The following is an 11,696-nucleotide window of genomic DNA, read 5'->3' as shown; positions in this document are numbered from 1 at the left end:
TGCGGGGACAGGATTTGAACCTGTGACCTCTGGGTTATGAGCCCAGCGAGCTACCGAACTGCTCCACCCCGCGTCGCTTGATCAACACTACCCTACTTTTGCGGCCGCCCTGACCACGCTCCACCAGGTCCGTTTGGAATTCGACGGACGCCGCGGCAGTGACGCCAGGGAAAGCAAAAGGCCCGGACACTGTTTCCAGTGTCCGGGCCTTTCTTCGGTTGCGGGGACAGGATTTGAACCTGTGACCTCTGGGTTATGAGCCCAGCGAGCTACCGAACTGCTCCACCCCGCGTCGCAAGAACTACTTTACCGGGAGGTGAACCGGAGGCCAAATCGAAGCGGCGTGACGTCCGTTACGCCGGCCCGGCACCCTGGCCCCGTTAGGGCTTCCGGTGCCGGGCCGCCGTCGTACTACTGGCCCGCTGATGCGGACGGCGTGGCCGAAGGTGAGCTGGATGCTGCGGGGGCCGGGCTGGCCTCCGGAGCGGTCACCGGAATCTTGGCCTCGGCGTCCATAGCCTTCTTCAACGCTGCGGCGATCTTCTTCTGCGCTTCGCCGTAGGCAGCGAAGTCACCGGCCGCGAGTGCCGTCTGTCCGGACTGGATGGCCGCGTTCGCCTCATCCAGGGCCGCCTTCAGCTGGGCCTTTGCGTCCGCCTCTGCCGGTGTGGCAGGCGCCGCCGGACCGGCCGGCGTCTGCCCATTGTTGGCCGAGTCACCCGCGGCCGCGCCGGAATCACCGCCGAAGAGCTGCTTGAGGGCTGCGTCCAGTGTCGGGGCGAAGCCCACCTTGTCACCAAACGCCACCAGCACGCGCTGCAGGGTGGGGTATGACGTCTCACCCGTGGACTTGAGGTAGACCGGCTGGACATAGAGGATGCCGCCGCCCACGGGCAGGGTGAGCAGGTTGCCGTTCAACACGTCCGACGCACCCTGGCGCAGCAGGTTCAGCGCCTGCGAAACCGTGGGGTCGGAGTTGAACTTGTTCTGCGCCTGTCCGGGACCGGGCACCTGTGTTTCCGGCGGGATCTGCAGCAGCCGCAGCTTGCCGTAGCCTTCCGCCTTCACGCCGGCCTGGTTCCCCGCGTCCGAATCCGCGGCGAGGAAGCCGTACAGGACGTTGCGGGCGTTTCCGTTCACGATCTGCGGGATGAAGGAGGAGGTCAGCTGGAACGCCGGCTTTTCCTGGTCGGGCATCTGCAGTGACATGTAGAACGGCGGCTGCTTGACGTCGGTATCCACCGTCGGATCGGCGGGGACGCTCCACGCGTCGTTGTTCTTGTAGAAGCTGGTGGGATCCGTCACGTGGTACTGCCCCAGGAGCTCACGCTGGACCTTGAACAGGTCCTCCGGGTAGCGGACGTGGCTCATGACTGCCCCGGACATCTCCGAGTACGGCTTCAGGGATGACGGGAAGACCTTCTGCCAGGCCTTGAGGACCGGGTCCGTGTCGTCCCAGGCATAGAGGGTGACCGAGCCGTCGTACGCGTCCACCGTGGCCTTGACCGAGTTGCGGATGTAGTTCACCGTGCTGTTGGGCAGGGCCACAGCGCGGCCGGAGCTGGTCTGCGAATCAGTAGTGGCATCCGAGAGCTGCTTCTGCTGTGAGTACGGGTAGTACTGGCTGGTGGTGTAACCGTCCACGATCCACTTGACCCGGCCGTCCACCACTGCCGGGTAGGCGCCGCCGTCAACCGTCAGGTAGGGCGCCACCTTCTGGACCCGCTCGCGGGGGTTGCGGTCGTACAGGATCTGCGACTCCGGGTTCACGCCGTCCGAAAGCAGCAGGTCCGAAGACTGGAACTTGATGGCGTAGAGGACCTTGTTGAAGAAGGAGCCCACATTGGGACCGGCGTTGCCCTTGAACGTGTACTGGGTTTCGCCCTCGCCTTCCTTTCCGGAGGGACGGTCCTGCTCGCGCGGCGCGGCGCCGTCGGGGGCACCCACAATGGAGTATTCGGGGGAAGTCTCACCGAAGTAGATCCGCGGTTCGTAGGTGGTGTCGTTCCCCAGCACGCCGGTGGACGGAATGCCGGACTGCAGGAATTCAGGCTTGCCGTCAACGGTGAACTTGTTGCCCTTGGCAGCCACAACCCCGTAACCGTGGGTGTACACCACGTGCTGGTTCAGCCAGCCCTGCTGATTGGTTGCAACGTTCGTGGGGTTCAGTTCCCGCACGGCGATCACGGTGTCCTGGATCTTGCCGTCCACCTCGTAGCGGTCCACGTTCAGGGCCTTGGGGAACTGGTAGTACGGGCGGTACTGTTCCAGCTGCGCAAAGGCGTCCGAGATCAGGTTCGGGTCCAGGAGCCGGATGTTGGCAGTGGTCTGGGCGTCCGGCGCGAGTGCGCCGGTGTTGGCAGTGTTGGTGGCGTCGTACCGGGTCTCCTGGATGCCGTTCAGGCCGTAGGCCTTGCGCGTATTCTCGATGTTGCGCTGGATGTACTTGCTTTCCAGCGTCTGCTCGGACGGGCGGACCTGGAACTGCTGGATTACCCAGGGGTAGACGCCGCCGGCCAGGATGGAGGTGATGATCAGCATCGCCGTGCCGATCACCGGGAGGCGCCACCGGCCGATCACGGCGGCCACGATGAACAGGATGGCCACCAGGACGGCGGCCACCGCGAGGATTGCCTTGGTGGGGATGACGGCGTTGACGTCCGTGTAGAGCGCGCCGGCCCAGCGGCCCCCGTTGCTCTGGACGGAAGAGTAACGGTCCAGCCAGAAGTTGACGCCCAGGAGTACCAGGAATGCGGCGCCGGTCACGGCGATATGGATTTGCGCTGCGCGGCTGGTGAAGACGCCGCGTTCCATCAGCCGGATGCTGCCGTACAGGTAGTGCGTGAGGATGCCGGCGATGCCCGCGATCACCACCACGCTGATCAGGAACCCGGTCACAAACCCGAGGAACGGCAGGGTCATCAGGTAGAAACTGATGTCCATGTTGAACTGGGGATCGGCCTCGCCGAAGCCAACCTGGTTGAAGAACAGCAGGACCTTCTGCCACTGGCTTGCCGCAGCGCTGCCCGCAAACAGGCCGAAGAGGACAGGCAGGCCCACCATGACGATCCGCCGGACCGGCTCCAGCTGGGCCTGGTACCGGTTGAGGTTGTCCCGGATCTCGGAGTCCGGCGCGTAGACCGGCCTGGCGTTGTAGGCAATACGGATCGAGAAGAAGACTGCCGCGAACATGATGGCGAAGCCGGCCACGAAGGTGGCGATCTTGGCGAGGTTCTCGGTGACGAAGACCTCGATGAAGCCCAGCTGCCGGTACCAGAGGACGTCGGTCCAGACGTTGGCGAAGAAGATGAAGCCCACTACCACCAGGGCAACAATGATCAAGGTGGGCGTCAGCACGCCTCGCCGTGAAGGGGGCCTGCCGGTGGACATGGTGCTGGCGGGACGGGACAAACTGGGTACCTCATAGCTGGTCGTCAGATATTCGAAGCGAGCGGGCGACGTACGGTACCGGTCAAACGGCTGGTTTCGTCCGTCAACTGTGCCACGAGTGGCGGTAAAGCTTAGTTCCTGTGAGTCTAGTTGCGCCCAGTCTATTTGCTGGTGCACGCCGGGAGCGCGGATGTGTCCTGTCCGCTCCCGGCCACTTCCACGGCATGCCGGGCTTCCGAAAGGTTTTCCACGCGGACCACTTGGAGGCCGTCCGGGACATGCCCCGCAACTTCGTCGCAGTTCCCGGCGGGCGCCAGGAAAAGGGTGGCGCCCGAGGAGCGTGCACCCCGCATTTTCTGCCCGATGCCGCCGATGGGTCCCACCGCGCCATCCGGTGAGATGGTGCCGGTACCCGCGACGTGCTTGCCGCCGGTGAGGTCGCCAGGGGTGACAGTATCGATAATGCCCAGCGAGAACATCAGCCCCGCGCTGGGGCCGCCCACCTTGTCCAGGGAGATCTGCACCTGGAACGGGAAACTGAACAGGTACTTCAGCATGACGCCAAGGATGAACCGGCCCTGGCCATTGTCCTTGGGAGTGACCTCAACGGTGACGGGCCGGCCGTCGCGTTCCACCGTCACCGATACCGGGGCGCCCTTGCCGGCGGCCAGCTCATCCTGGATCACGCTGAGTGCGGTGATGTCCTTGCCGTTGATGGACTTGAGGATGTCTCCCTGCTGGATCTTGCCGGCGGAAGCGGAATCCTTTGACAGGTCTGCGGCCTGAAGCTGCTGGCCGAAGGGAATCCTGAGTTCGTTCAGTGCGGAGGCCACGGCGTTCTCCTGGGAGGTGGCCATGGCCACCGCACTTTGTTCCTGCGCCGCTTCCCTGGTGGTGCCGGTTGGATAGATCAGTTCAACCGGGTAGACCGCCTTGGAAGGGTCCAGCCATGCGGAGAACGCGTTAAGGATACTGACGGAGCCGGTGGGGCCGCCGTCGACATAGACGGTGGTCAGGTCCAGGCTTCCGGCTGCCGGATACGTTTCACGGCCGCTGACATTGATGACGGGATGCCCCTGGGTCTCCCCCAGCGTGTTGTAGGTGGGACCGGGCGATTCGATGACATACGGCACCGGAAGCGTGCCCACGGCAATTCCCAGCCCCAGCGCCGCCAGCCCGGCAACCATCATGGTGGAAAGCCGCTTCCCCCGGCCTCCGCCGTCGGACGCGTTGGCGCTGCTGCCCGCAGCCGCTGTGCCGCCACTGTCCCCCGGGCCTTCCGGCGGGCCGCCGGCACCCAACGGACCGGGATTGGAGAAGGGGGGAAGATCGGGAACGTGGTCCTCGGAGGGATGGCCGCCACGGGTTGTAGTCACCCCACCAACAGTACGCGGTGGCAGTGGGCGGGGGTGCTTTGCCTAGAGCGAACGACGGCGGCGGGCGGCAGACAGCCGACCCCCGCCGGGGTACCGTGAAGGTTGATCAACAGTCACACCATCGATCGGCGGGACCATGACCTCCAACCCACTCAATCCGTCCAACGGCGACGACGACACCCCCAAGGATCCGTTGACCGAAATGCTGCAGAACCTGATGGGCGGCAAGGGGATGGAGAACTTCGATCCCGCCGAGCTCGCCAAGGCTGCCGGCCTGCCGGATGACCCCAACCTGCTGGCCCAGATGTTCTCCCAGGTGCAGGCGATGATGAGCGCCCCGTCCGAGGGTCCCGTCAACTGGACGCTGGCCCACGACAACGCCCGTCGGGTAGCGGCCGGCACTTCTGATCCATCGGTCACCGCCCAGCAGTCCCGGGAAGTGGATGAAGCCCTCCGCCTCGCTGAACTGTGGCTGGACCCGGTCACCGACCTGCCCGGCACCGGCCTGATCGGCAAGGCGTGGTCGCGCGCGGAATGGGTGGAAGCCACCCTGGGCACCTGGAAGCGGCTGACCGAACCCGTGGCCAACAGCATCGCCAATGCGCTCTCCTCCGCCATGACGGAGCAGATGCCCGAGGAAATGAAGTCCATGATGGGCGGCGCCTCCTCGATGCTGCAGAACATGGGCGGAGCCATCTTCGGCATGCAGCTGGGGCAGGCCATCGGCGCACTGTCCCAGGACGTGGTGAGCTCCACCGACATCGGCGTTCCCCTCGTCGACCTTGAGATGGCGCTCCTGCCAACAAATGTTGCCGCCTTCGGTGAGGGCCTGTCCCTGCCACAGAACGACATCCGGCTGTTCCTTGCCGTGCGGGAAGCCGCGCACGCGCGCCTCTTCGTTCAGGTTCCCTGGCTGCGCGGACACCTGCTGGGAGCCATCGAGGCCTACGCCCGCGGCATCCACATCGACACCTCCCGGATCGAAGAGCTTGCCCGCGACCTCGATCCGAGCAATCCCGAAGGCATCCAGGAGGCATTGTCCCAGGGCGTCTTCATGCCGCAGCGGACGCCGGCCCAGGAACAGGCACTGGAAAAGCTGGAGACCGCGCTGGCTCTCGTGGAGGGCTGGGTGGATGAGCTGACCGCAGCCGCCACGGAGAAGGTCCTGCCGTCCGCCGGCGCACTGCGCGAAACAGTGCGGCGCCGCCGGGCAACGGGCGGTCCCGCCGAGCACGCCTTTGCTTCCCTGGTAGGGCTCGAGCTGCGCCCGCGCAGGCTGCGTGACGCGGCCACCCTGTGGGCCACCCTGAAGGAAGAACGCGGGATTGAGGGCCGTGACGCCATCTGGCACCACCCCGACCTCTTGCCCACGGCCGAAGACCTGGATGATCCGAAAGGCTTCAGCTCCCGCCGCAAGCTCGCCGAAGCCAGCGACAGCGAGGTGGACGACGCACTGCAGAAACTGCTGAACGGCGGTTTCGACGACACCTCCGGCGATGATGACGCTGCCGGAGGCACCGGCAGCAAGGACGACGACGGCGCCGGCACGGACAACGACGACGGAACGGACCAGCCGCGGGGCTGACACTTTTCGGGCGGGCCAGGGGTTCCTGGCCCGCCAGAGTGCTTTCTGCCCGGCTTGGTGTCTTGCGCTGGACCTAGTCGGCGTCCTTGTCCATTCCCCGCGACGTGGCAAACGAAACGCCCTCAAGGAACGCCTTGGCCCGCTGGGTTTCGGGGTAGGCCTCCAGCAGCTTCCAGAACGCGGCGTTGTGCGAGGCCACCAGGAGATGGGCCAGCTCGTGGAGCAGAACGTAGTCGATGACCCATTGCGGCATGGGCCGCAGCTTGTCAGACAGGCGAATGGTGCCCTCGGCCGGTGTGGCGGACCCCCAGCGGGAATTCTGGTTGCTGACCCAACGGACGGAGATGGGCACTGACCGGCCACCCAGATATTGGGCGGACAACTGGGCCGCATGGGCTGCCAGGGCTTCGTCGGTGGCAGGACGCCGCCGACCGGCAGCAGCTTGCCGCTTCCCCTGCCTGTGCAGTTTGGCCAGCATCTTGTGAACCCACTCCCGCTCCTGCGCGGCCGTGAAGCGGGCCGGAATGGCAACAACCGCTGTTCCGTCTTCCCAGAATGCTGCCACAGTGCGGGTCCGCCGGGCAGAACGCCGTACCTCCACGGGAGAACCGTTTGGGGTGGTCAGCGTGGAAGCTCCCTCGGAACCGCCGGGTCCGGGCCTCACAGGACGGAGCTTTCGACAAGGACCCGGAGGACGTCCTCCCCGTACTTTTCGAGCTTGGACGGGCCAACTCCGGCGAGGCCGGCAAGCTCCTCCATGGACGCCGGCCTGGCCTCCGCGATGGCGGTAAGGGTGGCGTCGGTGAAGACAACAAATGCCGGGACGTCCGCGGACTGTGCCACCTCGCGGCGCCAGTTGCGAAGGGCGTCAAAGGTCTGTTCCTCGTAGCTGGGGGGACACGCGTTGCAGCGGCCCACCTTCCTTTCGGCCCCGCTGGCCAGCATGCTGCCGCAGACGCGGCACACAGCCGGCGCGGCAGCTTTGCGGCGTGGCGCCGGCCCCTTGCCCCGGGTACTCGAGCTTGCCACCGAGTCCGGCCGCAGGCCCTCCAGGAACCGGGACGGCTTCCGGTTGGCCCGGCCCCCGGGAGTCCTCGCGGTGCTCCATGAGAGGGAAAGGTGTTCGCGGGCGCGGGTGATTCCCACATACAGGAGGCGGCGCTCCTCATCCACGGATTCGGGTGAATCGGCGAAAGAAATCGGCATCAGGCCCTCGCTGAGTCCCACCAGGAAGACAGCATCCCACTCCAGGCCCTTGGCCGCGTGCAGCGAGGCGAGCGTCACGCCCTGCACGGTGGGCGCATGCTGGGCGAGGGAACGCTCCTGGAGTTCGTTCACGAAATCCGCCAGGCCGAACTGGGGGCCGCGGGCCTGAACGAGTTCATCGGCGAGTGCCACCAATGCCGCGAGGGACTCCCAGCGTTCACGCAGTGCACCTCCGCTGTGAGGTGCAGCATCGGTGTAACCGAGGGAGGAGACGATGTCCCGCACCAGTTGCCCCAGCGGTTCCGGCGCATCTGATTCGGAAACCGCCCGGGTGGCTGCACGCAGCTGCAGGATTGCGTCCCGGACCTCCTTGCGGGCGAAGAACCGCTCGCCGCCGCGCAGTTGGTAGCCGATCCCTGCCGCTGCCAGCGCCTGCTCGTAGGCCTCGGACTGGCCGTTGGTGCGGAAAAGGATGGCCACCTCGCTGGCCGGAGTCCCGGCGTCGAGCAGTGCCTTGATCTTCTGCGCCACGGTGGCGGCTTCGGCCTCATCGTCCGTGCATTCGGTGAACTGCGGCGCGGGTCCCACGGGGCGCTGCGCCACGAGCTGCAGCGGCGAAGCCCATGCGGCGTCGGCGGTGGGGCCGCCGCTGCGGCGGGCGGCCAGCAGGTCGTTGGCCAGTTTCACCACCTGCGGGGTGGAGCGGTAGTCCCTGATGAGCTTGACCACGTTGGCCTGCGGATAGCGGGTCTTGAAGTCCAGGAGGTGCCTGGGCGACGCGCCGGTAAAGGAATAGATGGTCTGGCTGGCGTCACCCACCACGCAGAGTTCGTCACGGCCGCCGAGCCAAAGCTCAAGGAGCCGCTGCTGAAGCGGGGAGACGTCCTGGTATTCATCCACCACGAAGTGCCGGTACTGTTCCCGGACCGTGGCAGCGACCTTCTCGTCCTCCTGGAGGATACCTACTGTGATCAGCAGGACGTCCTCGAAGTCGATCACGTTGCGGTCGGTCTTGACGTCCTCATAGGACTGGAAGACGCGGGCCACCGTGGTGAGGTCGAAGCCGCCGGGCGCGCCCCTCCCCTGGGCGTTTTCCAGGTAGTTTGCCGGTGTCAGCATGGACACCTTGGCCCATTCGATTTCCGAGGCAAGGTCGCGGATGGAGGCACGGTCCGTGCTGAGCCGAAGCCGCCGGGCGGCCTCTGCCAGCATCTGCGCCTTGTGGTCCAGCAGGTTGGGCAGTGTTCCGCCCACCGCCTGCGGCCAGAAGAACTGCAGCTGGCGCAGGGCAGCAGCATGGAAGGTGCGGGCTTGGACATTGCCGGCGCCGAGGTCCCGCAGGCGGCTGCGCATCTCTGCCGCGGCCCTCGCAGTGAATGTTACGGCGAGCAGGCGCTGTGGAGTGTAGACCCCCGAGTGAACGCCGTAGGCGATGCGGTGGGTGATGGCGCGGGTCTTCCCGGTGCCCGCGCCGGCCAGCACGCACAGCGGCCCGTTCAGGGTGCTGGCCACCTCACGCTGTTCGGCGTCGAGTCCCCCAAGGATCCGGTCCTCCAGTGAGGCTGCTCCGTCAAAATTCTCTGTAGTCACTTCTGCTGCTTTGTTTCTCGACTACCGCGTGCTGGAGTCTGGTGGATGGAATAACTTAGGCGCCAGTCAGGTCCTGGATCCGGCCGCCGTACCAGTGCTCAATGAGCGAGCGGGCAATGGAGAGCCTGCTGGAGATGGTGATCTCACCGCTGAGCACCGCTTCCTGCAGTTCCTCGCGGCTGAACCAACGGGCCCTGGTGACCTCCACGCCGTCGGGCGTTGCCTGGGCATCCTCCGTGACGGCGGTAAATCCAAGCATAAGCGAGGCGGGGAACGGCCACGACTGGGAGCCGAGGTACTGGCAGGCGGTGACCCGCACCCCAACCTCCTCCTGGATCTCGCGCACCACGGCCTCTTCGAGTGATTCGCCGGGCTCCACAAAGCCGGCGAGGGTGGAGTAGTTCCGGGCGTCCACTGGCCCTCCCCCGCCCAGCAGCAGCCGGCCGTCCGGACCGACCACCGTGACAATGATGGCGGGATCCGTCCGGGGGTAGTGCTCCGAATTGTCCGCCGGGCACCGCCGCACCCAACCGCCCGCTTCCACGTTTGTTGGCGTGCCGCACCGGGGGCAGTGCGTGTGGGCAGCGTGCCAGTTGGCGATGGCGCTGGCTTCAACGAACAAGGCTGTGGAGGTGGCGGTCAAACCTGCGGCGACCTCCCGGAATCCGGCCCACTGCGCGTCCGCCGGGATACCGGCGGCCCCGGGCTCGGGAGGCTCAGGAAGGACGAAGAGCAGCAGTTCGGTCCCGGCTGGCATGTCGGCGGCCGGGAGGGCCGATCCCAGGTACACCACGAGGTCCGGTGTTAATCCTGCGTCTGCCAGCGCCGCCAGAAGCTCCTTGGCCCCCGTCAGCACCATGTTGCTGCCGTGCACCAGCCCCTGCCGTCCTGACAGGACTGCAGCCAGGGCATCCGGGCGGGACAGAAGGTCATCGACCATGCCGGGCCTGATACGCGCCACTGAACCGCGGTCCACCAGCGCCGGCCGTACCGGGAGGAGGGTGTCCGCCAGATGGTTGGCCGGCAGCCGTGCCGGCGCACCCTGGTGGACAGGTATTACAGACTCCGCATGGCTCATGGTTCCACCGTACTGACTGCTACCGACATTTCGCATTTCCGCAGCTTCCACTGCCTGCCCCACCCCCCTCGTTTTGCACCTATCTCAAGACTCGCCGCGGCCGGACCGCGGTGTGGGAGGGCAGGCAATCTACCGTGGAACGGTGAGAAGAAAACCGATTGAACTGGCGGCAATTGCAACCGCGGCAGTCCCCGGACTGACCCCGACGGCCGTTAGCTCCGCCCCGGACGACCCCGCGGACTTCGACTCGGCCCTGCTCCTCGATTCCGAAGGCAAGCGCTGGCGGGTCCGGTCACCGCGGCATGCCGAAGCCAGCGCGCGCCTCGAAACGGAGTTCCTTGTGCTCCGGGCTTTCGCTCCTGCCGTCCGGGCGGAACTGCCGTTCCTGATGCCGACGGTGGCCGGCAGCGTCCGGCTGGGGACATTGACCACGTTCGTTTACTCACACCTCTCCGGCACCACCCGCAGCGTCGAGGAACTCACGTCGGGGCCGGCCGGACTGGCGCGGGAGATCGGCTCCGCCCTGGCCGCGGTCCACGACCTGCCCAGGTCCCTGGTCAGCAACGCCGATCTTCCCAGCTACACCCCCAATGAGTTCCGCCAGCGGCGGCTGAACGAACTGGACCAGGCTGCAACTACGGGCAAGATTCCGGCGGCCCTGCTGCGCCGCTGGGAACACGCCATGGAGGATGTGTCACTGTGGCGGTTCAACCCGTGCGTGGTCCACGGCGACCTGCACGAGGACAACCTGCTGGTGGAGTCGGGCAGGGTGACAGCAGTTACCGGTTGGACGGACCTGCGCATCGGGGACCCGGCCGATGACTTTGCCTGGCTGGTGGCTTCGAATGAACAGGACTTTATCGACGCCGTCCTAAAGGCCTACACGTCCAGCCGTAGGGACGTCCCGGACCAGCACCTGCTGCGGCGGTCTGCCCTGTCCGCTGAGTTCGCCCTGGCCCAATACCTGGTGAAAGGCCTTGCGGCCGGGGACCAGGACATGGTCAGGGAGGCGGAGGACATGCTGGAGAGTTTGGCCGGCGACATTGCCGAGTATGGTGGCCGGCCGATCAGCGTCGAGCCCCTTCCGGCCACGGGCAGCCCGGATGAGGCCGGAACGTCCGTTCCTGCTTCCACCACGGGTTCCGGGGCAGCTCCCGTCTCCGGGGGCGGCAGTTCCGCTGTTACTCCCGCTGTTACGGTCGTCCCGGTCCCTGCCCAACCCGCTGCTCCGGCACAACCGTCAGTGTCGCCGGTCCAAGCGGCGGCGCCTGTGCATCCGGCAGTTTCAATCGAGCCGGCAGTGCACGTCACCCCCATCCCGGTGGAGCAAACGGAGCCTACGGCTGACCCAGCGGTCCCCGGGAACGCCGAAACCAAGGGTCCGGACGACACATCCACCGCCGCCATTTCAATCGTCAACGCCAAACAGGGCTGAGCCGGGCCTGGCATTGCTCCCTGGCTGCGCCATCCG

At 66.3% G+C, this 11,696-nt stretch carries 7 protein-coding genes and 2 tRNA genes; 2 read left to right on the top strand and 7 right to left on the bottom strand.

What is annotated here, in order from left to right; translation table 11 throughout:
• The 4 genes from ACR65K_RS02970 to ACR65K_RS02955 form a co-directional block, all read right to left on the bottom strand.
• Positions 1–73, bottom strand: a tRNA-Met gene (locus ACR65K_RS02970).
• A gap of 145 nt (positions 74–218) precedes the next feature.
• Positions 219–292 (bottom strand) — tRNA-Met (locus ACR65K_RS02965).
• Positions 293–411: 119 nt separating this feature from the next.
• The gene (locus tag ACR65K_RS02960) at positions 412–3,390 is read right to left on the bottom strand and encodes a UPF0182 family membrane protein (protein WP_200946265.1); all 2,979 of its coding nucleotides are present in this window, start codon (positions 3,388–3,390) and stop codon (positions 412–414) included.
• Positions 3,391–3,551: 161 nt separating this feature from the next.
• Entirely contained in the window at positions 3,552–4,766 is a 1,215-nt protein-coding gene (locus ACR65K_RS02955) for a YlbL family protein (RefSeq protein ID WP_082566781.1), read from the bottom strand.
• Positions 4,767–4,902: 136 nt separating this feature from the next.
• Between ACR65K_RS02955 and ACR65K_RS02950 the strand changes: the two genes are divergently transcribed.
• On the top strand, positions 4,903–6,351 hold the full coding sequence (locus tag ACR65K_RS02950) for a zinc-dependent metalloprotease (RefSeq protein ID WP_440151276.1): 1,449 nt from the start codon (positions 4,903–4,905) through the stop codon (positions 6,349–6,351).
• Positions 6,352–6,424: 73 nt separating this feature from the next.
• Here the strand turns inward: ACR65K_RS02950 and ACR65K_RS02945 are convergent, their stop codons facing one another.
• The 3 genes from ACR65K_RS02945 to nudC are packed head-to-tail and all read right to left on the bottom strand — an operon-like array spanning position 6,425 to position 10,225.
• Positions 6,425–7,015, bottom strand: a complete 591-nt coding sequence (locus ACR65K_RS02945) for a M48 metallopeptidase family protein (protein ID WP_440151275.1) — start codon at positions 7,013–7,015, stop codon at positions 6,425–6,427.
• The gene (locus tag ACR65K_RS02940; RefSeq protein ID WP_440151274.1) at positions 7,012–9,147 is read right to left on the bottom strand and encodes an ATP-dependent helicase; all 2,136 of its coding nucleotides are present in this window, start codon (positions 9,145–9,147) and stop codon (positions 7,012–7,014) included. The genes ACR65K_RS02945 and ACR65K_RS02940 overlap by 4 nt, the downstream gene beginning before the upstream one ends.
• A 55-nt stretch (positions 9,148–9,202) precedes the next feature.
• Entirely contained in the window at positions 9,203–10,225 is a 1,023-nt protein-coding gene (nudC, locus tag ACR65K_RS02935) for an NAD(+) diphosphatase (RefSeq protein ID WP_440151273.1), read from the bottom strand.
• A gap of 142 nt (positions 10,226–10,367) precedes the next feature.
• Here nudC and ACR65K_RS02930 point away from each other — a divergent pair, with 142 nt between their 5' ends.
• On the top strand, positions 10,368–11,660 hold the full coding sequence (locus tag ACR65K_RS02930) for a macrolide 2'-phosphotransferase (protein WP_440151272.1): 1,293 nt from the start codon (positions 10,368–10,370) through the stop codon (positions 11,658–11,660).
• Positions 11,661–11,696 lie beyond the last annotated feature (36 nt).

It is taken from the genome of Arthrobacter sp. SAFR-179 (assembly GCF_059414945.1).
The sequence above is the reverse complement of the archived record's forward strand: the minus strand, read 5'-3'. Positions and strand labels throughout refer to the sequence as shown.